Origin of the sequence: Paenibacillus sp. FSL H7-0326 (assembly GCF_001955535.1) — a bacterium.
Classification (GTDB): Bacteria; Bacillota; Bacilli; order Paenibacillales; family Paenibacillaceae; genus Paenibacillus; species Paenibacillus shunpengii.
In genome coordinates, this window is sequence record NZ_MPVN01000002.1 from 654,282 (window position 1) to 674,921 (window position 20,640).

Here is a 20,640-nt window from a genome sequence, read left to right on the forward strand (position 1 = left end):
ATCCCTCCGTCTAATATCAGATCTCTAATGTAATATAACCAGCTTTATGATACCTTGAATCCGCTTTCTTAGCAACTGATTTTTCCATTACATCCATTAAACGAGATTTTCCGGATTCAAACCTTCCAGTTCTGGAATGACAAACAATCCGTCCTTGCGAATAAGAACATCATCAAAGTAGATTTCACCACCGCCATACTCAGGACGCTGAATCAGAACAAGGTCCCAATGGATGGATGACGTATTTCCGTTGTCTGTAACATCATATGCCTGACCTGGTGTAAAATGAAGACTTCCTGCAATTTTTTCATCAAACAAAATATCTTTCATTGGATGCAAAATATGCGGATTGAAGCCGATCGCAAACTCCCCAATATAACGTGCTCCTTCATCCGAATCTAGGATTTCATTCAGACGCTTCGTGTCATTGCTCGTTGCTTCCACAATCTTCCCATTTTCAAATGGGAATTTGATGTTCTCAAAAGTAATGCCATTATATAGAGTCGGTGTGTTGTAGCTGATCGTCCCATTTACAGAATCACGCACTGGAGCACTGTAAACTTCGCCGTCAGGGATGTTTTTCTCCCCTGCACATTTTTCTGCACCAATAGATTTGATTGAGAAAGTAAGGTCTGTTCCCGGACCGGTAATCCGAACCTTGTCCGTCTTGCGCATAAGATCTGCCAGCGGATCTTGAGCTTTATCCATTTTGGCATAATCCAGGTTGCATACATCAAAATAAAAGTCTTCAAAAGCTTCTGTGCTCGTATTGGCCAGCTGAGCCATACTTGCGTTCGGATAGCGCAGGACGACCCATTTGGTACGTTTAACACGCTCTTCACTATGTACGGGATGCGAGTAGAGTGAGTTATACATTTTCATTTTGTCCTCAGGTACATCAGACAGGTCGTTCGCATTCTCGCCGGCTCGGATCCCTATGTAACAATCCATCAGCTCCATACGCTTCAAATCAATCTCTGCCCAGGTCTTCAGCATCTCTTCGGTAGCATTCTTGAGCATTGCACGTTGAACAGTCTTATCTGTAAGCTGAACGAAAGCATTTCCGCCTGCTTTACCGACCTCTTCAATAATCGCGTTGATGAGATCTCGCTCAGAACCGATCATTTCTACTAATACATTTTCGCCTGGCTGTACGTTCACTGAATAGTTCACCAAATTTTGCGCCAGCTTCTGAATTCTAGGATCTTTCATTGTCTTGCTCCTCCTTCAAGTTGGTTCATTTCTATTGTAGCACCCCTTTGTGTTTTGGGGTATCTATTTGGGGCAGCCCCTTCAGCCAACCTGGTTTTCAACTGTATACTTTGCTTAGTGATGCTTAGTGATACTTACTGAAATAAATATCTGTAATGAGCATTTCTTTCTCTTTCTTATTATTCTTATCAGTGACTTCATTCTCCGAGGAGAGTCTGATCGGTAAGCTGGATTGCTTATTTACGGTAAGATGATAAACCGATTTGACGGTTATATTCTTCACTCTTTGGTTAAGTCCATCATTCTCCTCATTCCATATTCTTTCCAGCTCTTTCATGCACTGCTGGCGTTTGCTGCTGTCTACCTGGTTTGCAAGCTCAGGCAGCTCATCATGAAGCATCTGCATTTCTTTCTTCAGTTGATCGGCTATCCATTGACTGGCTTCATCTTCAGCAAGCTCAATTCGAATCATTTGCGTTCCCCGAGGGGCTCCTGACTCATTGCTGAATGCCTTTCCTTTCATATTACCGATCTTCTCCAGCTGTTCTACCGGGTTCAGCCGGGTCAAGCCCCCATACGAGCTGTCCTCCATACGATCCGACATTCTCCACATCCCGGCCTTTCGCTCCATATTGACAGGATGAGAGTCTGTCTCTGCCTTATTGCTGCTGCTCGTCTCCAAACGGCCCTTGTATTCCTGACTTGTTACGACCAGCTTGTTATGGTTAGATAATGTCCCTTTATATTCAAAATGCTGGTTAAACTCGCCCTGCGCTGAAGTTCTAAGTCCTGCATGGCCTTCAAAGGTCATTTCCTCCTTACCAGCTAGTCCCGAAAGAGCTCGATGAAATGTCTCTTCAGGATCAAGTGAATTGTTGAACATCCCGCATCCGCTCATGCTGAATAGCGATAAAGTCACAATCGATATTAGAATAGTGCGTAATCTCAATCTTCGCATAATAAGTCACTGCCCTTCAGGCTATATAGTATCGTCGGTTGTTAGGTTTCCCGTTGAACAGTGCTTATATCCAGTACAGCCAAATAAAAAAACATCCGCCGTAATACTACCCCAGCGAATGTTTGTTATCGGTCAATCATTTTATGTTCGACTACAATCCGATTTCTGCCGCCATTTTTGGCCGCATAGAGCGCCATGTCCGCACGATAAAAAAGAGATTCCAGGCTTACCTGATCATCAAGCCAGCACCATTCCCCGATACCTATCGATACCGTGATGGAAGGAGTCGTCGATTCAGGAACCCGCTGCCGGATCGTTTCTGCGATCATTTTGGCCTGCTCACTGCTTACCTGAGGCAAATATATCGCAATCTCTTCTCCTCCCCATCGCGCACAGAGATCATTGGGTCCAGCCGACTCTCGAATAATATTCCCTACTTGCTTGAGAACGGCATCTCCCACCTGATGACCGTAGCTGTCGTTAACTTGTTTGAATTGATCAATATCAATGATGATAAGGGAGCCGCAAAAATCTGTGCTCTGTCGTTCCTCAATCATACGGTCTACATAATGTCTGACGTACAGTCCAGTCAGTGCATCAACGGTCGCCAGCCGCTTCACTTCAGCGTGCAGTGTTGCATTCGTAACAGCCAGTCCAATATGAACGGCAAGCATATCCAGAAATCGGAAGTTGTTATAAGAGAAATATTGCTTCTTCTGATGTGCTACAAGCACTGTGCCTTCTACCTGTCCGCTGATTCTCAAAGGAACCGCCATCATCGACATAGAGCCTGTTGTCTCCATGAAGAAGGAGCTTGGACCATTGTAGTTCTCATAATTAAACAATATAAAAGGTTCTCCGCTCTTGTATACTTGCCCGCTGATTCCCGATAAGGAAAAAGTCTCGTTCCGGAGTGCAGCAACATTGGAGAACATTACATGGAAGCGTTGGTCTTCCGGGTTCAGCTTGAGAATACAGCAGGATTGAGCCTTGAATATGCGAATCAGCTGCTGAACTGCATACTCATATATATCCGTGAGCTGCAGACTCCGGTTCAGACGTTTGGTCAGCTCATCTATCATCCGCAGTTCTTGAATGAGTGTACCGGATTGTTCATGCAGCTTGGCATTCTCATACGCAGTCCCCGCTGTGTCCGCCATCATGGTAATCAGCTTCAGATCTACATCTTCAATCCATTCCTGATTGCCTTCGATATGAAACACACCATAAGTCCCTTGTTTGCCTCTGAAAGGAATACCGATCTCATATTGATGCCGTGTGGAAGGCTGGGTAATAATCCGTTCCTCCGTAAAGGCACGAACACATACAGAGCTGTTATCTCCATGCAGATATAACGGCTTAACTCTCGGGTCATCCATGCCGCCGTCCTGTGACATATAGAGCGTGAGATTTACCGCAGGAAAAAGAAAAGCAACACTGTCGAACACCTCTTCCAGCACTGCGCTCACATCCATCTTCTCCTGCATTCGCTGGACGATTTGAAGGAGGATGGATCTGCGCCGGTTCTCATTATCAGACAGCTTGTGGATATGAAGCATATCCGCTAGAAATAGATGTTCAAACCGCCGGTAAAAACAAGATTGATAGTGATACTTGGAGGATAAGAGCAAGTCTGCAAATCCCTCTGTCACCCGTTCCTGCATGACCGCAATACATAAAAAACCTAATTGTTTCTGCTCGCTCCGGGAATACAGAGGAAGAGTAAACAAACTGTAATCTTCCGCTTCTGACAAGTTATGCTCGATGATCGCCTCCGAAGCCACGGAATGCCCCATTCGCTCTGCTAGGATTTGTTGAATCTTCTGCTGAGCCGCTTTCTTTACAGAAGAGAATCCTTCACCTTGGACAGCAAGACATGTACCACTTCCGCTCCATATAGAAAAAATGGCTTCATTAAAGGAAGGGATCGTCAGCATTTGAATTCGCATTCCTCAAAAGCATCCTTAAGGATACGTTCGATGTGCTCTGTATCAAATACGTTGACGTCCAAAAATTCCAGCCAATGTTGCTCTATATGGAGATCGTTGGAGCTATCACTAGAGTTTCGATTATATTTCTCCGGCTTAGGTCCCTCCAGCAAGAGATCTTCCATCTTGTAAGCAGATTTATGAAGGTGTTCTGTCATAAAAGCGGCACTCCTTTGCACAAACCAAGACTAGATAGTCATCTTTGTATTAATGTACTCGAATGCTTAAAATTAAGATACAAATCTATTTTACCCTCTTTCATTGCAATTTGCACGGAGTTTAAGAGAAATTTGTCCTATTTTTTTAGGTAATAAGTCCTATCGACAATTTCAGACAAATTATGGATGTTCTCTTTTTATAGCTTCATGACCACATCTTCTTGACTTCGCTCGTACATTTAATATAATATATATTGTTGAATAAGACCGATATGGTCTTTAAATTTGGGCGTAACGTTGTGTCACCCTCACAGCTTATTGTAGCTATCCGGACAGCGGCTGAACTTTCTGGATTAGAAATGTATTGCCTTATAAGGCTTGCGATACAATTAGCGGCGCAAATAGAGCCCCATCATATGAAATTTATTATAAAAGGAGTTACTATAACAATGGCACGTTACACTGGTCCTAAATTTAAATTGAGTCGCCGTCTCGGCATTTCCCTGAGCGGAACTGGTAAAGAATTGAAACGCAACTTCCCTCCGGGTCAACATGGTCCTAACCAACGCAGAAAAATCAGCAACTACGGTATGCAGCTTCAAGAAAAGCAAAAATTGCGTCATATGTACGGCTTGGGTGAAAAGCAATTCCGTACTTTGTTTGCAAAAGCACAAAAAATGCAAGGTATTGCCGGTGAGAACTTCATGTTCCTGCTGGAAAGCCGTCTTGATAACCTCGTTTACCGTCTTGGTTTCTCCAACTCTCGTGCAGGTGCACGTCAGCTGGTAGCTCACGGTCATGTGACTGTTAACGGTAAAAAAGTAGATATCGCTTCTTACGCAGTAAGCATTGGCGATGTAATCGGTCTTCGTGAAAGAAGCCGCGGTCTTTCCTCTATTAAAGAAGCTTTGGAAAACCGTACACATCTTCCATCTTACCTTGAGTACAACGAAGCAGCTCTTGAAGGCAAGTACATCCGTCTTCCAGAACGCGCTGAGCTTTCTCAAGATATCGATGAGAAGCAAATCGTCGAGTTCTACAACCGTTAATATTTAACTGGAGAACACATCCCTCGAAAGCTTGCTTTCGGGGGATTTTTTAGTTGCCTGTAAACATAAAAAAAGAGTGCCTGTCAAGTCATAGGAACTGACCTCATATGACCTAAAGGCACTCTTTTACTATCTAAAGCTTATAACGAAGCTCATAATACTTTACAGTTTGATTTTGGCAAACTTACGTTTACCGACCTGTACGATATCGCCATCCTGCGGGGTGTACTCACTGTTCGGATCGCCCCACTTTTCTTCATTAATTTTGACTGCGCCCTGCTGAATGCTTCGTTTCGCTTCACCGTTAGAAGCAGCGAATCCGAGCGTCGTAAGCAGGCTGATCAGACGTATAGTTCCATTCTCGAGCGATTCGGCAGGAATCACGACTTCTGCAATATCGTCCGGCAGTGCACGCTGCTGGAATACAGTCACAAAGTGCTGCTGAGCTGCCTCAGCTGCTTCCTCCCCGTGGTACATGCGGACAAAGGTGTAAGCAAGCTTCATCTTTGCGTCGCGCGGATGAACACTGCCGTCTTCAACACCTTGCTCCAACGCCTTCAGTTCCTCTGTACTCAGATCGGTAGCCAGCGTGTAGTATTTCAGCATAAGCTCATCGGGAACAGACATCGATTTGCCGTAAATTTCGTTCGGCTCCTCGTCGATACCAATGTAGTTGCCAAGGCTCTTACTCATCTTCTGAACCCCGTCCAGACCTTCTAGAAGCGGAAGCATGATGGTCGCCTGCGCTTCGTCTCCATTTTCTTTTTGCAAAGTACGTCCCATCAGGAGATTGAACTTCTGATCCGTACCGCCAAGCTCAATATCACTCTTTAGAACGACAGAATCCGTACCTTGCATAAGCGGGTAGAAAAATTCATGAATGCTGATTGGCTGACCGCTCTGGAAACGTTTCGTGAAATCGTCACGCTCCATCATCCGGGCAACCGTTACCTTGGCAGCCAGATTAACAACTTCAGAGAAGTTCATCGGCGCAAGCCAATCGGAGTTGTTGTATACTTTTGTTTTGTTCGGATCCAGAATTTTGAACAGCTGCTTCTTGTATGTCTCTGCGTTGCGTATAACGTCTTCCTCACTCAATTGCTTCCGTGTCTCGGATTTCCCTGTCGGGTCGCCAATTCTGCCCGTAAAGTCCCCGATGATCAGCTGCACTTCATGTCCCAGATCCTGGAATTGACGCAGCTTGTGCATAACTACAGTATGGCCAATATGCAAATCAGGCGCGGACGGATCCATTCCAAGCTTCACTTGTAACGGTACTCCGCTGACTACCGATTTCATGATCTTCTGCTTCAAATCCTCTTCCGGAACAATTTCGGATACTCCTCTTGATATCACATCCAGCTGACGGCTCACTTCCTCCTGCTGAGTCTTGCTGAGTTCTTCCCATTTCATCCTAAACGTACCCCCTATAGTATGTTCGATCCTATTTGGACACAAAAAGCTCCTTCTCATCCCAAGGGACGAGAAGGAGCTCTCGCGTTACCACCCTAATTAAAGTGCCTGCTCTACAAATAAAAAGATAGGCACTTTCACTTCATTGACATAACGGGATTTCAACCCGGTACCAGACTAATCCTGCAATAGCTCATGGTAATTTCAACCTGCTATTCCTGTTCATCTGGACAGCTCCGGACGGTAATTCGACAAGCGGCACATTCCGGTTCACACCACCCACCGGCTCTCTGACTATGTGTTATCCGCCTCCTACTGGAGTCCTTCACAGCTTTTTTCCGTATCAAGTTTTGACTTTATATATAACATATTCCGAGAAGGGCTGTCAATTTCCGACCCTTGCCACCATTTGCGGGGGTTCAAAAGAGTGATTTTATGCTATAATAATGCCTGTTAAAAGGAGGAAGACATTTGATGGTTGATGATAAGGATAAAAAACCTGATGAGCAGCCTTCCCGCAAAAGAAAATTCTTAAGCAGGTTAGGTAGTTTTGTTAAATGGATGGTCGTCCTTGGCTTCGTAGGTATCCTGTTTGTCGGCGGTGCACTTACAGGTTACATAGCATCCATTGTTAAAGACGAGCCTGTCCGCTCCAGAGCTGCAATCGAACAAGCAGTCAGTGAGAATGCACTAACGGGTTTTGCTTATTTTGCAGACGGTTCAGCAATCGGTCAACTCAGGACAGAAGAAGACCGGCGTATTGTGGAACTGGAGGACATTCCTCAAATCGTACTTGATGCAGTGACTTCTATCGAGGATGATACTTTTTATGAACATAAAGGCGTAGACATAACAGGTACCCTAAGAGCTGTCAAGGAGAGAGTGCTGAACGAGCCTGTACAAACAGGCGGAAGCACACTGACTCAGCAGCTGGCAAGACGGGTCTTCCTGAGTCTGGACAAGACGGAAGATCGGAAAGTGAAGGAAATTTTATTATCCTTGCGTTTAGAACGGTTTTTGACCAAGGATGAAATCATTACAGCTTATTTAAATAAGGTTCCATTTGGGAACGGCTCCAGCGGATATAACGTATACGGGATCAAAGCTGCAGCCAAAGGTATTTTTAATGTAAATGATCTTGATGATCTGAACATTGCACAGGCTGCCTATTTGGCAGGCCTTCCTCAGCTCCCTTCCGCCTACTCCGCTTTTAACGGAAAAGGTGAGTTCAATGAGGACAATTTCAACAATGCCATTGAGCGTCAGGAGCGTGTGCTCGGACGTATGCTCGCTTTGGGCAAGATAACGCAGAGTGAACATGATGAAGCATTAGCATTTGATCTTAAGTCATCGCTTGCACCAAGAGTAGCCAAAGCATACAATACGTATCCTTACCTAATGCTTGAAACCGAAAGACAGGCTGCCAAAGTGCTGATTGATGTGCTCTATCCTGAAGGAGAAGTGCCAGATAAATCAGACAGCGAGCTGACTGAGGAAGCACTGCAGAAGCTTCGTACCGGTGGATATCGCGTTTATACGACCATTAATAAGAATGTCTACAAGACAATGCGCACCATCGCCGAGGACGACAGCAACTTCTCAGCGTATAACGAGAGCAAAGGCTTAGAGCAAACGGCTGCCATGATGATTGATCACAAGACAGGGAAAATTCTCGGCATGATCGAGGGTCGTGATTTTAATGTTGAGAATTTGAACTTTGCTACACAAATGGTAAGACAGCCTGGTTCGGCTATGAAGCCGATCGCTGCTTTTCTGCCAGCGCTTGAAGAAGGAATTATACAGCCAGCCTCCGTTCTTGATGATTCGCCGATCATTTTGAAGGATGGTCAAAAAGGCTATCATATTCCGAAAAACTCAAACGGAAATTATAACGGTCTAGTAACGGCAAGATATGCGTTAAATCAATCTCTCAACATTCCAGCTCTCAAAATCTTTAATGAAAAGCTGGGACTTGAGAAGGCCTGGGATTTTGCGAAAAGTCTTGGGATTACTACCTTGACAGATGTCGACTATACGAATGCAACTACCGGTGTACTTGGAGGTCTTACTTACGGTGTATCCGTAGAAGAACTGACGAATGCATATGGTGCGATTGCCAACAATGGTGTCTTTAATGATGCTTACATGATTGAGAAAATCGTTGATTCACAAGGGAACATCGTATATTCCCATGAAGCTGCACCGAAGGAAGTCTTCTCTAAGGAAACAGCTTATTTAATGACAGACATGTTAAGTACGGTTATATCGGACGGTACAGGTAAGCTCGTTAGAGACAATTTCAATAAGTACGGTGAAATTGAAATTGCCGGCAAGACAGGCACGACGCAGAACTATGCAGATGTATGGTTCCAAGGATATACACCGGATGTGACTCTCGGCGTATGGGTAGGTTATAACAACAAAGAGACTCTATCCACACTCGCTAAAGGGGCTGAAAGAGAGCGGGCCCGCAGACTCTGGGCTAAAATATTGAACGAGGTTACCGAGGCTGAGCCAGACCTGTTCCCTACGAAGACCTTTACGAAGCCTGAGAATATTACAACCAAGACGGTATCCGCATACAGCGGCAAGCTGCCGACTTCGCTTACCGACAAATTCGTAACCGATATTTTCAATACGAAATATGTACCAACCGAAAGCGACGATGCGGTTGCTAAATCGAAGTACATCACTTACAACGGTGTAAATTATATCCCTAGAGACGAAACGCCTTCAGATATGCTGAAGGAACAAACCGTCGTGAAGCGTGAACGTCCAATCTCTGAGCTGATCAAGCAGCTGCAGGAGGCATTTAAAGTGATGGCCGAGCATGAGCCATTATCCTATTATTTGCCGGACGATGCCGATGAAGACATGCCTAAGGAGGTTGACCCTCGTAAGGATGACGGAGCGAATCCGGATGCCCCTGGCAATGTCAGAATGACGGTGAACAATGGAAATGCAGTCATCACCTTTAATCCTAGCGCAGCCGGCGATGTCGTCGGGTACAGACTATATCGGAGCATGAACGGTGGTCCGTTCCAGAATCAGGGTAAGGTCGTGCTTGCAGGGAATCCGACTTCATTTAGCAGCTATGCGGGCAGCGGCGTACAGTTCTACATTGTTGCAGTTGACGTCGCTGGCAGAGAATCAGCACCTAGTGCAATTGTCAGCAGCGGCGCTCAGGCTCCTCCTCCAGAGGAAGAGACACCAGACAATCCTATTGAGGTTCCAGGTACGGTCGTTGATCCAGATGCGAACCCTGACGGTGACGCTGGAGCGAACAGTAACACCGATGCGTCTGGTGCGCCTGCAGCACCTAGCGGTGTTTCTGCCCAGATTACAGAGCAAGGTATTGTCATCACCTGGGCCGAACAGGAAGGCGTAACGGGCTTCAATGTTTACTACAGCGAAACAGGTCAGGAGCCTTTCCAGCATGTTGGAACTGCTGGTTTCACGGCATTCACTTACAATAATGCGGAAGCAAAGGGTGCATTCAGAGTAACCGCGGTTAACGCGGCTGGAGAATCCAGTCCGTCAGCACCAGTAAGTCCTTAAGATAGGCTATAGAAGTAAAAAAAGCTAACGTAAGTTTTAAACTTACGTTAGCTTTTTTGTATATATTCAAGTTTTTTGATTAAGTCATAATATCAACACGGACGATCATTCTAATCTTCAATCGTGGACAAATCGCCAGCAGGTAAATCAAGCTCCCACGCTTTAAGCACCCTTCGCATAATCTTCCCTGATCGAGTCTTCGGCAATTTATCCTTAAATTCAATTTCACGAGGGGCTGCATGGGCAGATAGGCCTTCTTTTACAAAACGGTAAATATCGTCCTTCAATTCCTGTGTAGGTTCATAGCCTTCCCGCAGGGAGACAAAGGCCTTAATAATCTCACCTCGAACGAGATCCGGTTTACCAATTACACCGGCTTCTGCAACTGCTGGATGCTCTACGAGCTTGCTCTCTACTTCAAAAGGACCGATTCGTTCGCCTGAAGAGTTGATGACATCATCAATTCTGCCTTGGAACCAAAAATACCCGTCCTCATCCATATAAGCGGAATCCCCGGATACATACCAGCTAGGAATACGAAAGTATTCGTCATATTTAGGCTGATTGTTCCACACCTGCCTCATCATGGAAGGCCACGGTGTCTTGATTGCCAAATTACCCATGGAATACGGAGGAAGCTCCTCCCCTTGATCATTAATAATTGCGGCTTCAATCCCCGGGAGCGGCTTACCCATTGAGCCCGGCTTAATCACCATACCTGGATAGTTACAAATGAGCTGTGCTCCGGTCTCGGTCATCCACCAGGTATCATGAATTCGCTGATTATAGGCTTTGGTTCCCCATCTTACTACCTCAGGATTCAGCGGTTCACCTACGGAGAGTACATGACGTAGTGTAGACAAATCAAATTGCTTAATAACCTCGTCTCCTGCACTCATCAGCATTCGAAATGCAGTAGGAGCACTGTACCACACGGTTACTTTATTGCTGACAATCGTTTGATACCAATCCTGTGGACTGAACCGGCCGCCTCTGATTACGTTCGTGACTCCATTCAGCCAAGGCGCAAAAATACCATATGATGTACCCGTAACCCAGCCAGGATCCGCGGTACACCAATAAATATCATCTTCTCGTAAATCCAGGACGACCTTCCCTGTATAATAATGCTGAATCATTGCATTGTGAACGTGATAGACCCCTTTGGGCTTGCCAGTTGATCCAGAGGTATAGTGCAGAATCATACCATCTTCCAGACTGAGCCACTCCAGCTCCAGCTCATCTGAAGCCGCTGCCATCTCTGCATCGTAATCAATGAAACCCTCTTGCTCCTGTGCTCCACCGCCTACAACGAAGATATGCTTCAGTTGGGGCAGTTCGTCACGATTGATACGCGGCAGCAGCTGTGGAACGGTAATCAGTGCTACTGCTTCACTGTCCAGCAGACGATCCTTCACTGCCGTTTCCATGAAGGCTTCAAATAAAGGTCCCACAATGGCTCCGACCTTCAAGGTTCCAAGCAGACTCAAGTACAGCTCAGGGCTTCTTGGCATAAAAATAAAGACCCGATCACCTTTGGATATTCCGTACTTTCGGAGTACATTACCAAATCGATTAGAGCCTTCACTAAGATCTAGGAAGCTGTAGGCTTCCTCTCTGACCGCATCACTGTACAGGAGCGCTGTACGTGCTCCATTACCTTCGTCTACATGACGATCAATCGCTTCATATGCCATATTTACTTTGCCTGTTTCATACCACGTAAAGTGCTTCTTCACTTCTTCCCAGCTAAATTGCTCACGAGCCTGTGTGTAATCTCCCAGATTACTACGCTCTACGACAGTTGCGATAAATTCATTTTGATCATGACTCATTGCCTTCAGAGCCTCCTCAGTTACATTTTCACAATGTACAGGTTAGTTAGCGCTTACAAATCTGTAATGACATGAATCAAATTCATACTTACTCTCATGTAAAATTTGATTCAACTTACCAACGTATCCGAGTTACTGCGGCTATTGCTAGAAATGTGAAAACTTTATGTCTGGAATATTATAGCATAATTTGAGATTCTGTTAATATTCCCTTTTCATTTTTTTGGTTATTTGTTATAAGTAGAGAGAACACGCCATGACACTCCAGAAGGAGCACTGATGAACAATGAACCATACCAAACATCACCACGCTCACTTACTCATTAAGAACAGCAGGGAGATTGTTGTAGAAGGTCCTGTTCCTGCCGCATTGCTGCAGGATCTAGTCATGCATCCGGATCTTGATGCGTTCCGAAGACCTCATGAGCAGCAAGAGGCTCTCATTCAAATATCTGAGCTTCCGGAAGGAAGAATCATTATTGCCAGAGAACAAGATACGATTATCGGCTATGTGACTTTTCATTATCCTGACGAGATGGAACGTTGGTCTGAAGGGAATATGAAGGATCTGATTGAGCTGGGAGCGATTGAGGTTGCAGATGATTACCGCTCTTACGGAATTGGCCGCGCACTCATTCAGCACGCTTTTGAACATGAACAGATGGAGGAATATATCGTCTTTACGACCGAATATTACTGGCATTGGGATTTGAAAGGAAGCGGACTATCCGTATGGGACTACCGTAAGATGATGGAGCGATTGATGAAGACGGTGGATATGGTCTGGTACGCTACGGATGACCCTGAAATTTGTGCACATCCTGCCAATTGCCTTATGGTGAGAATCGGCAGCAAGGTCCCCCTTGCCTCCAAAGAACAATTCGATCACGTAAGGTTTAAACAGCGCTATATGTACTAATAAGACAGGAGCCTGGTCCCGGACATCCCCGGGCTGCTCCTGTCTTTTCTCGTTTACTCATCTGTTCTGCTTACATATGTACCAGTATGTGTTCTACGATCCGATGGGATTTCTGAGAGGATTCCACTGTAAATTCGGCAAAGTTCACATGGGCTGAGCCATCTGCCTTATCCGACATGGCACGCAAAATAACATAAGGGATCTTATTCATGAAGCTCACCTGGGCGACCGCAGCCCCCTCCATCTCGGCACACGCCCCTTGGAACTCCTCGTGCAGCCTGCTCACAACCTCTTTGCTTGCAATAAACTGATCTCCAGACAGCACAATTCCGCTAATATATCTCGCTGACAACTCCTCACATGCTTCAGCCGCCCGTTTGATCAAATCTGCATCCGCCGGAAAAGCCGACGTTTTCTGGTAAGGAATTTCTCCCCGCTTGTAACCTAAAGGAGTAACATCTATATCGTGATGAATACATGCCGTCGAGATGACGATATCTCCAATCTCCAAATCCGGGTGGACTGCACCAGCTACCCCTGTAAAAATAATATGAGATACGCTGAATTTCTCGATCAAAATTTGAGTCGTGACAGCCGCATTCACTTTTCCCACACCTGATTTGCATACGACTACATGCTTGCCATAGACATCCCCCTCGGTATACGTTATGCCCGCATAATCTGTTCGTACCGGATTCTCCATATCCGACAGCAACAGCTCAATCTCTTCATCCATCGCTCCAATGAGTCCAATTGTTTGTGCCATAACTTCATATTCATCTCCTTTGGCTCGGCTTGGTTTATGAATCAGCACATCCTTTGTTCAGCAAAAAAGCTCCGCAAAAACGGAGCTTTCTACCAGTTAACCTATACGGTTGCTAATTACACATGACTGACTGACAAACGCAAAATCGTTTCGTGTGGCAAAATAACACGTGGGTTCTCCACGTTCTCTTTTTTCATCAGCTTGGTAAGCAGACGCATCGCTACCGCGCCAAGATCATACATCGGCTGAGCTACCGTTGTCAGCTGTGGACGAACCATCGAAGCCATCCGGATGTTATCGACACTGATAATCGAGAAGTCATCTGGAACTTTGAGCCCTTCATCCTGAATGCTGTGGATCGCACCAATCGCCATCTCATCGGTTGCGCTGAATATTGCGGTTGGTTTTTTCTTCAGTCCAAGGAAGTACTTCATTGCTTCCACACCAGACTCGTAGCGATAGTTGCCAATGCGTACCAGATCTTCTTGGTACTCGATACCGGCTGTTTCAAGCGCACGCTTGTAGCCCTGGAATCTTGCATAACCGTTCGCTGGGTCCTGAAGTGTTCCACTAATCATCGCAATCTCACGATGACCATGGCGAACCAGTGTGCTTACTGCATCAAAAGCTGCTGCTTCGTGATCGATATCGACGGAAGGGAACGTCCCCTTCTCATCACTCGTCGCACAAAGAACAATCGGCACTGCCGCTGTTTGAAAAGCTTGAATATGCTCATCAGTTACTGTACCGCCCATGAACAGAAGCCCGTCCACTTGTTTTTCCAGAAGGGTGTTAATAACACGAATTTCCTTTTCCTTCTTCTTATCGGCGTTACATAGGATGATGTTATAATGGTACATATTCGCGATATCTTCAATTCCCCGAGCAATTTCGGCAAAAATCGAATTCGAGATATCCGGAATAACTACACCGACCGTTGTCGTCTTCTTACTAGCAAGCCCCCTTGCTACTGCATTCGGACGATACCCGAGTCTTTCTATGGCTTCATATACTTTTTTACGCGTTTGTGGCTTAACGTTAGGGTTGTTGTTCACAACCCGCGAAACCGTTGCCATAGATACTCCGGCTTCACGTGCTACGTCGTAAATGGTTACCGTCACATTCCTTCTCTCCATTTGCAATAAATTTTCATTCCCATTTTCATGTTAAAAATTATGATACGACATATTATTGCGACTTGCAATAAACATAAACAGGCTTTAAGTCGAGCTCAAAACCGAACTAAGGTCTCTTGAAGTGATTCCAGAGTGGGAAGTATGCCAGACTGGATGCCCATTCTTCACCAGAATCGTCTGCGGAGACTCATGCCGAACTCCCAAACGCTCTGCTGCTGCTGTAGATACGGCGCGATCCTCGATGACCAATACAATTGAATAATTAACCTGTTCATTAGGTGCCGCTTCCAGGTAGGCTTGTACCTCTTCATATGCATGTGCGCTGATGGGACAACGAGTACTATGTTTAAATAGCAGAAGCGGAGTCTCTGAAGACTGTGTAACCGCTTCTTCAAGCTGTTCTATACTAGTCAGTCTTGTCATCGTTTTCATTGCCTATACATCCCCTTTGTCACTTCAGCTTTTCGTTTTCATACTTTTCAGAAAAACTTACACTCCCAATATATTAACAAAAAACGAGTCGAAAAGCCAATTTTCATAAGATATGGCACTGACCTGATCAGCCTGCCTCTGAAAAATGCTCTTCCCACCGAAATTGAGAGAGCTGTTCAAGTCTTCTCTCCACATCATTCATCCAATGTTCATCGCCTGCACTCAGCGCATACTGATACAAATCTAATAGCAGATTAATCCTCTCCTGCTTGGCTTGTTCAATCTCTTTACCCATGGTATCGATGTCGATATCAGGATGATGCTCTAATAGTTCAGTAATCAGCTTGGCAACTTCATTTGAATCTGCAAAGGAAACAGAGACATATTCACTTCCGGGACTTAGGCTGCTGATCAGCTGAATCAAATCCGGTTTGACTGGCTTAAGGACTTCATACGTTGAACATGTCATGCAGGAAAATACGGGCACATCTCTAATCTCTACTCTCTTAGCATAGATTACGCTTCGGAGCTCTAAGTTCATTGTCAATTTACATTTACACCATCTGCGCATAACCCATCCCCCACCTATCTGTTCAAATCTCAATATTCAAGTTTTTTCGACTTCATCTCATATTTTTCTACTCTACTTCGACTAATGTAGCATAAATCCTTCTCTATGAGGGATGTACTTATTTCCATAGCTTAACTATTTCTCTTATCCTGCAGCGGATTTGGATTCGCGTGTCGTTTCGGTTACAATGGCACTGTATACGGTTAGGAAGGAGTGTTACAAATACATGAGATTAGCAGGAAAAAAAGTCATTGCACTGGTGGATGAAGAGTTCGAAGATTTGGAATTATGGTACCCTGTTCATCGGGTACGTGAAGAAGGGGCCGAGGTTCATCTTGCCGGAGAAACAAAAGACAAAACCTATGTAGGCAAATACGGTGTCCCGGCGAAGGCTGAATATAGTTTCGACGAGCTTAATAGTCAGGACTATGACGGCATACTCGTTCCCGGCGGCTGGGCACCGGACAAGCTGCGGAGATACCCTAAGGTCATAGAGCTCATTCAAGAAATGCATCAGGATCACAAGATCATCGGTCAAATCTGTCATGCTGGCTGGGTATTAATATCTGCCAAGATACTGCAGGGTGTAACAGTCACGTCAACACCAGGAATCCGTGATGATATGGAGAATGCAGGTGCGATCTGGAAGGACGAGCCTGTGGTCATTGATGGAAACATTGTTTCCGCTCGCAGACCACCTGACTTGCCGCCATACGGGAAAGCCTTCTGTGATCTGCTCGCAGATGAATCCTGATATTTATATGAACAACAAAGAGGATGAATTCAGGCAGCTTGCCTCCGTTCATCCTCTTTTGGTGCAGATTAACACTTTACATATTTTGCATGGTGATGTAATACTGGAGCTTGTCTGTCAAATTAAGACAGGGAAGTGCTTTGTGTCGAATTCCGTTTATACTTCTCCAGCTCTGCCTCAATTTCTTTGCCTGTCGACATGGTTAGACAAGACTTCGCCACCTTTACAGCCTCCGCCGCTTCCGTATTCAGCACACGGTGCTTCACTCTCAGGAGAGATTGAGGAGACATGCTCAGATTGTGTATCCCCAGCGACAACCAGATTGGAACCGCCCTTTCATCACCGGCCAGTTCTCCGCAGACACTGACACTGATTCCTGCTGCATGCGCAGCCTCTGCTGTCATACGAAGAAGTCTTAATACAGAAGGATGGAACGGCTGATACAAGTGGGCAATTTGTTCATTCATGCGATCAACAGCCAGAACATACTGTACAAGATCATTTGTTCCAATGCTGAAGAAATCCACCTCTCTGGCCAGCAGATCGGCGATAACTACGGCAGCCGGCACTTCAATCATAATCCCTACTTCAATGTTAGCATCATAAGGGATTCCTCGCTCCGACAGGCTTGCCTTTACTTCATTCAAGATCTGATTCGCTTCTCTAATCTCATCCAGTGATGAAATCATCGGATACATAATCTTCACTTTGCCATGTACGCTTGCCCGCAAGATAGCCGACAGCTGCGTCCTGAACAGATCCTTAAGCTCCAGACTAATTCGGATCGCACGGTATCCAAGGAAAGGATTGTCTTCCTCCGGAAGAGGGAAATAATCAAGCTGTTTATCTCCGCCAATGTCCAGTGTTCGTATGACTACAGCATTCCCGCCTGTCTTCTCCACTACATGCCGGTATACTTCATATTGCTCCTCTTCACTAGGGAATGATTGACGATCCATATATAAGAACTCTGTACGGAATAAGCCAACCCCCTTAGCACCGGATCGAAGCGACATGTCCAGCTCTTTGACAGAGCTGATGTTGGCTGCCAGATTCAGCTGTATTCCGTCCTTGGTGACAGCATCTACCTCCGCCAGCACTTGAAGCTGCTCCTTCTTTCGCAGCTGCTGATTACGGATTTCCGTATATTTCTCGATAATAAGTGGATCCGGATTAACATACACGATTCCTTCATCGCCATTAATAACGAGAACATCCCCTGTTTGAACCGGAAGATTAACACTATTCTCAAGGCCTGATACCATGGGGATTCCGAGAGCTCTAGCCATAATTGCGGAATGCGAGGTCTTGCCGCCGATCAATGTCACGATACCAAGTACATAATTAGGATTCAGGTGTGCCAATTGGGATGGAGACAGCTCATTCGCTACCAGAATATAAGGCTGTGTATCCAATGGCAGCGTAATCTCTGGAGCACCCAATAGATGCTTCAAGAGACGGTTTCCTACATCCTTGATGTCCAGTGCCCGTTCCTTCATATATTCATCATCCAAGAGGTCAAACATCGTGACAAAGTGGTCAATTGCTTCCTTTACGGCCACCTCGGCCGCTTTATATTGCCGTTCAATAATCCCCTGAATCTCGTTCATAAACACAGGATCTTCTAATATGGCCAAATGAGCATCAAAAATACTCGATTCCTCGGGACCCACCACTTCATTAAATTCCTGCTTAATATGCTGAATCTCATCACGGGATGTTTTAATCCCCTCGTACAGCCGTTCGAACTCCCGAGCCAGGTCTACAGCGTCCATCTTCTGATCCGGTAAATCCCACTCCCAGCTTGGAAGAACAAATGCTTTGCCGATGGCTACACCAGCCGCTCCTGAGATGCCTTGTATCATGCTTCTACCCCTCCAACGTTCCTATCTTCATATAATACGACCGACATGACAGATGCCTGGCCTTTTCTAACGTGCTTAAACGGTGCATAACTCCATGACTTCACCCGATCCGGGTTGGTAATGACCATCGGAGTAACGAGAGACGGTGCTTCCTTGAGCAGTGCAGCATAGTTAAAGCGAATGAGCAGCTGACCTGGCTCTACGGTATCTCCTTCGCTGACGACAGCATCAAAATTCCCCTTGAGCTGTGAGGTATCAATGCCGATATGAAGCAGAACCTCAAGCCCCTCCGGAGTTTGAATCCCGATAGCATGCATGGTCGGATATAAATGCATGACCGTCCCGTACACCGGAGACAGCAGTTCTCCATTCTCCGGCTCAAAAGCGACGCCGTCCCCTACCAGCTTGCCTGCAAATATTTTGTCAGGCACCTCTTCAATGGGGAGCATCTTCCCTTGCACAGGGCTGCTGAACAGCACTTGCGGCAAATCACGCTCCAGCAGCTTGGCAATTTCCTCACGAATTAACTCAGAGTAGGTGCCGAAGACAACCTGCACATTACCTGCGCCGAGCTTGATGAGACCGGCTGAACCAAGTGCCTTCATCGCGCTGCTGTCAATAAGGCGGTCATTATGCACTGTAAGCCGAAGTCGTGTAATACATGCCTCAACCTGAACAATATTGGTCTTCCCTCCAAGCGCCTCCACAATAAGCGGTGCTTGATAAGGTATACTGCCTGCCCAGTCCTCAAGCACAGAGCCTTCCTCACGTCCCGGGGTCGGGATCTGGAATCTACGGATGGCCCATCGGAATAAGAAGTAATATACCAGGCCATAGACGATCCCGATCGGAATCAACAAGAGTGCATTTTCAGACAAGTGGAAATTCAGTATGTAATCAATAACACCTGCCGAATAAGAAAATCCATGTCTTATTTCAAGCACATAGCTGATCCATAAGGCAAGTCCTGACAGAACGGCGTGTACAAAAAACAGATAGGGAGCTGCAAACAAAAAGGCAAACTCGATCTGCTCCGACACCCCTGTTAGAAAACAAACGAGCGCAGAAGTCATGAAGGTCTTATGTATCTTGGGCTTCAAATCTTCCCGAGCTTCCTGAATAATGGCAAATGCAATCGCAGGAATGGCGAACATCATAATAGGGAACAAGCCTGACATAAAATAGCCTGCTGAAGGATCCCCGGCAAAAAAACGCGGTAAATCTCCAGTCATAATCTGCCCTTCCGGTGTCTCGTATGAACCCAGCTGAAACCAGAACACATTATTAAGCAGATGATGCAGCCCGAATGCGACAAGCACCCGATATAGAATACCGTATAAGAATAACCCGAAACCGCCGAGGCTGTATTCCATGGATGCAATTAAATCTAACAGCTGCTGCAATAGAGGAGCTAAGCCGAGCATAATGCAGGAGAACAAGGCGGAGAACAAGCCCACAATCAGCAGAACAAATCGGGATCCGCCAAAAAACTGCAATATTTCCGGAAGCTTGATGCTTTTGAAACGGTTATGAGTAAACCCGGCGATCGCGCCGAGTATAATTCCGATCAAAGATGCGGGTTGAACAACCCCGTTACCGAAATGGCTTACGACTTGGTCATAAATAATCATGCCTGCAAGCGCTGCAAGTCCTGCTTGACCCGCCTGATTGGACAGCCCGAGTGCAACACCGACGGCAAACAGATAAGGTAAAAAATAAAACAGGCTCTGTCCCGCGACGGTAGCTATACCGCTTATACTTTCAAATCCCCATGATTCCCAAGGAAGACTGCCTATGCTTAGCAGAATCGCCGCTGCAGGCAGTACCATCGTCGGAAGCATGACAGCTCTTCCAAGCTGCTGCAAGGAACCGAGCCAATTCATGGCGATCCTCTCCTTTCTATCATTGATGGTAAGCGTTAGCCGTCCTTTTGTCAAAATGAGAATAAACTTGAATTGATTTCATAGCCTGCAAGGCTCTTTGAACGGATTCCTGTGCTTAAATAATGCATATGAAGAAGGCTGTC

At 45.8% G+C, this 20,640-nt stretch carries 16 protein-coding genes and 1 other annotated feature; of the genes, 4 read left to right on the forward strand and 12 right to left on the reverse strand.

Translation table 11 applies throughout. The annotated features are described in order from the left end of the window. Positions 1 to 96: 96 nt before the first annotated feature. The 4 genes from BK126_RS13945 to BK126_RS13960 all read right to left on the reverse strand — a co-directional run bounded on the left by BK126_RS13945 (position 97) and on the right by BK126_RS13960 (position 4,316). A complete protein-coding gene (locus tag BK126_RS13945) occupies positions 97 to 1,212 on the reverse strand; it encodes an aminopeptidase (protein ID WP_076313173.1) in 1,116 nt (371 codons plus the stop codon). A gap of 124 nt (positions 1,213 to 1,336) precedes the next feature. Then, positions 1,337 to 2,095 (reverse strand): hypothetical protein, encoded by a 759-nt coding sequence (locus BK126_RS13950; protein ID WP_076313174.1) that lies wholly within the window; start codon positions 2,093 to 2,095, stop codon positions 1,337 to 1,339. 200 nt (positions 2,096 to 2,295) lie between these two features. Continuing rightward, positions 2,296 to 4,119 carry a sensor domain-containing diguanylate cyclase gene (locus BK126_RS13955; RefSeq protein ID WP_076313175.1) on the reverse strand — a complete coding sequence of 608 codons (1,824 nt, stop codon included), beginning with the start codon at positions 4,117 to 4,119 and terminating at the stop codon, positions 2,296 to 2,298. After that, positions 4,101 to 4,316 carry a hypothetical protein gene (locus BK126_RS13960; RefSeq protein WP_076313176.1) on the reverse strand — a complete coding sequence of 72 codons (216 nt, stop codon included), beginning with the start codon at positions 4,314 to 4,316 and terminating at the stop codon, positions 4,101 to 4,103. Before BK126_RS13960 ends, BK126_RS13955 begins: the two co-directional genes overlap by 19 nt. Before the next feature lie 449 nt (positions 4,317 to 4,765). Here BK126_RS13960 and rpsD point away from each other — a divergent pair, with 449 nt between their 5' ends. Next, positions 4,766 to 5,365: a 30S ribosomal protein S4 gene (gene rpsD / locus BK126_RS13965; protein ID WP_076313177.1), complete on the forward strand. Its 600-nt coding sequence runs from the start codon at positions 4,766 to 4,768 to the stop codon at positions 5,363 to 5,365. A 162-nt stretch (positions 5,366 to 5,527) separates the two neighbouring features. On the opposite strand, the gene tyrS is transcribed toward rpsD, so the two are convergent. Continuing rightward, positions 5,528 to 6,778, reverse strand: coding sequence for a tyrosine--tRNA ligase (tyrS, locus tag BK126_RS13970; RefSeq protein WP_076313178.1), 1,251 nt, complete (start codon positions 6,776 to 6,778; stop codon positions 5,528 to 5,530). Between the two features lie 61 nt (positions 6,779 to 6,839). Then, positions 6,840 to 7,116: a binding site (T-box leader), on the reverse strand. A 136-nt stretch (positions 7,117 to 7,252) separates the two neighbouring features. On the opposite strand from tyrS, the gene BK126_RS13975 reads away from it, so the two are divergent. Then, the gene (locus BK126_RS13975; protein ID WP_076313179.1) at positions 7,253 to 10,336 is read left to right on the forward strand and encodes a transglycosylase domain-containing protein; all 3,084 of its coding nucleotides are present in this window, start codon (positions 7,253 to 7,255) and stop codon (positions 10,334 to 10,336) included. A gap of 110 nt (positions 10,337 to 10,446) precedes the next feature. Here BK126_RS13975 and acsA read toward each other — a convergent pair whose 3' ends face one another. Next, positions 10,447 to 12,171 carry an acetate--CoA ligase gene (acsA, locus tag BK126_RS13980; protein WP_076313180.1) on the reverse strand — a complete coding sequence of 575 codons (1,725 nt, stop codon included), beginning with the start codon at positions 12,169 to 12,171 and terminating at the stop codon, positions 10,447 to 10,449. A 286-nt stretch (positions 12,172 to 12,457) separates the two neighbouring features. Between acsA and BK126_RS13985 the strand changes: the two genes are divergently transcribed. Next, on the forward strand, positions 12,458 to 13,090 hold the full coding sequence (locus BK126_RS13985) for a GNAT family N-acetyltransferase (protein ID WP_076313181.1): 633 nt from the start codon (positions 12,458 to 12,460) through the stop codon (positions 13,088 to 13,090). Positions 13,091 to 13,160: 70 nt separating this feature from the next. Here BK126_RS13985 and BK126_RS13990 read toward each other — a convergent pair whose 3' ends face one another. From BK126_RS13990 to BK126_RS14005, 4 genes are all read right to left on the reverse strand, one after another. Continuing rightward, positions 13,161 to 13,856 (reverse strand): 5'-methylthioadenosine/adenosylhomocysteine nucleosidase, encoded by a 696-nt coding sequence (locus BK126_RS13990; protein ID WP_076313182.1) that lies wholly within the window; start codon positions 13,854 to 13,856, stop codon positions 13,161 to 13,163. Positions 13,857 to 13,972: 116 nt separating this feature from the next. Continuing rightward, positions 13,973 to 14,977 carry a catabolite control protein A gene (ccpA, locus tag BK126_RS13995; protein ID WP_047910927.1) on the reverse strand — a complete coding sequence of 335 codons (1,005 nt, stop codon included), beginning with the start codon at positions 14,975 to 14,977 and terminating at the stop codon, positions 13,973 to 13,975. A gap of 99 nt (positions 14,978 to 15,076) precedes the next feature. Next, entirely contained in the window at positions 15,077 to 15,424 is a 348-nt protein-coding gene (gene ytxJ, locus BK126_RS14000; protein WP_076313183.1) for a bacillithiol system redox-active protein YtxJ, read from the reverse strand. 127 nt (positions 15,425 to 15,551) lie between these two features. Next, positions 15,552 to 15,971 (reverse strand): hypothetical protein, encoded by a 420-nt coding sequence (locus BK126_RS14005; RefSeq protein ID WP_379263663.1) that lies wholly within the window; start codon positions 15,969 to 15,971, stop codon positions 15,552 to 15,554. A gap of 250 nt (positions 15,972 to 16,221) precedes the next feature. Between BK126_RS14005 and BK126_RS14010 the strand changes: the two genes are divergently transcribed. After that, on the forward strand, positions 16,222 to 16,749 hold the full coding sequence (locus BK126_RS14010) for a type 1 glutamine amidotransferase domain-containing protein (protein ID WP_076313185.1): 528 nt from the start codon (positions 16,222 to 16,224) through the stop codon (positions 16,747 to 16,749). Between the two features lie 122 nt (positions 16,750 to 16,871). Here BK126_RS14010 and ptsP read toward each other — a convergent pair whose 3' ends face one another. Together ptsP and BK126_RS14020 are read right to left on the reverse strand one after the other, a co-directional pair. After that, a complete protein-coding gene (ptsP, locus tag BK126_RS14015) occupies positions 16,872 to 18,614 on the reverse strand; it encodes a phosphoenolpyruvate--protein phosphotransferase (protein ID WP_076313186.1) in 1,743 nt (580 codons plus the stop codon). Further along, positions 18,611 to 20,497 (reverse strand): glucose PTS transporter subunit IIA, encoded by a 1,887-nt coding sequence (locus tag BK126_RS14020; protein ID WP_076313187.1) that lies wholly within the window; start codon positions 20,495 to 20,497, stop codon positions 18,611 to 18,613. The genes ptsP and BK126_RS14020 overlap by 4 nt, the downstream gene beginning before the upstream one ends. Positions 20,498 to 20,640 lie beyond the last annotated feature (143 nt).

Bases quoted from the DNA above. Each gene is read 5' to 3' on its own strand.
- BK126_RS13945 (WP_076313173.1), bottom strand. From the start codon at position 1,212: ATGAAAGATCCTAGAATTCAGAAGCTGGCGCAAAATTTGGTGAACTAT.
- BK126_RS13950 (WP_076313174.1), bottom strand. From the start codon at position 2,095: ATGTTCAACAATTCACTTGATCCTGAAGAGACATTTCATCGAGCTCTT.
- BK126_RS13955 (WP_076313175.1), bottom strand. From the start codon at position 4,119: ATGCGAATTCAAATGCTGACGATCCCTTCCTTTAATGAAGCCATTTTT.
- BK126_RS13960 (WP_076313176.1), bottom strand. From the start codon at position 4,316: ATGACAGAACACCTTCATAAATCTGCTTACAAGATGGAAGATCTCTTG.
- rpsD (WP_076313177.1), top strand. From the start codon at position 4,766: ATGGCACGTTACACTGGTCCTAAATTTAAATTGAGTCGCCGTCTCGGC.
- tyrS (WP_076313178.1), bottom strand. From the start codon at position 6,778: ATGAAATGGGAAGAACTCAGCAAGACTCAGCAGGAGGAAGTGAGCCGT.
- BK126_RS13975 (WP_076313179.1), top strand. From the start codon at position 7,253: ATGGTTGATGATAAGGATAAAAAACCTGATGAGCAGCCTTCCCGCAAA.
- acsA (WP_076313180.1), bottom strand. From the start codon at position 12,171: ATGAGTCATGATCAAAATGAATTTATCGCAACTGTCGTAGAGCGTAGT.
- BK126_RS13985 (WP_076313181.1), top strand. From the start codon at position 12,458: ATGAACCATACCAAACATCACCACGCTCACTTACTCATTAAGAACAGC.
- BK126_RS13990 (WP_076313182.1), bottom strand. From the start codon at position 13,856: ATGGCACAAACAATTGGACTCATTGGAGCGATGGATGAAGAGATTGAG.
- ytxJ (WP_076313183.1), bottom strand. From the start codon at position 15,424: ATGAAAACGATGACAAGACTGACTAGTATAGAACAGCTTGAAGAAGCG.
- BK126_RS14010 (WP_076313185.1), top strand. From the start codon at position 16,222: ATGAGATTAGCAGGAAAAAAAGTCATTGCACTGGTGGATGAAGAGTTC.
- ptsP (WP_076313186.1), bottom strand. From the start codon at position 18,614: ATGATACAAGGCATCTCAGGAGCGGCTGGTGTAGCCATCGGCAAAGCA.
- BK126_RS14020 (WP_076313187.1), bottom strand. From the start codon at position 20,497: ATGAATTGGCTCGGTTCCTTGCAGCAGCTTGGAAGAGCTGTCATGCTT.